The sequence below is a fragment of the Gordonia sp. DT219 genome, assembly GCF_049847065.1.
Classification (GTDB): Bacteria; Actinomycetota; Actinomycetes; order Mycobacteriales; family Mycobacteriaceae; genus Gordonia.
This window is the reverse complement of the sequence record NZ_JBNCNR010000129.1, coordinates 1-234: the sequence shown is the minus strand read 5'-3', so window position 1 is coordinate 234 and position 234 is coordinate 1. Positions and strand designations below refer to the sequence as shown.

1 protein-coding gene is annotated in these 234 nt (G+C 67.1%); it reads left to right on the top strand.

Annotation, left to right across the window (positions count from 1 at the left end; translation table 11 throughout):
- A partial coding sequence (locus ACPXB3_RS22720) for an Imm49 family immunity protein (protein ID WP_425729907.1) occupies positions 1-234 on the top strand: 234 nt, incomplete at both ends.

Genomic DNA, 234 nt, shown 5'->3' with positions numbered 1-234 from the left:
GATGGCGCCGGATTGGTTGGATGCGTTGTGGTTGGGGTTGGTGGCGCGGGATCGTGGGTTGTTGGATGTGTTGCGGGGTTTCGAGGTGGAGTGGATGCGGGCGTCGGTGGGTGTGGGGGCGTGGGTGGAGCCGGTGGCGGTGGAGTGGGCGCGGGCGTGGCAGATGTTGTTGCGGGGTGAGCGGGGTGAGCCGGTGGCGCAGCAGGTGTTGGAGGTGATGCGGTTGACCGATAC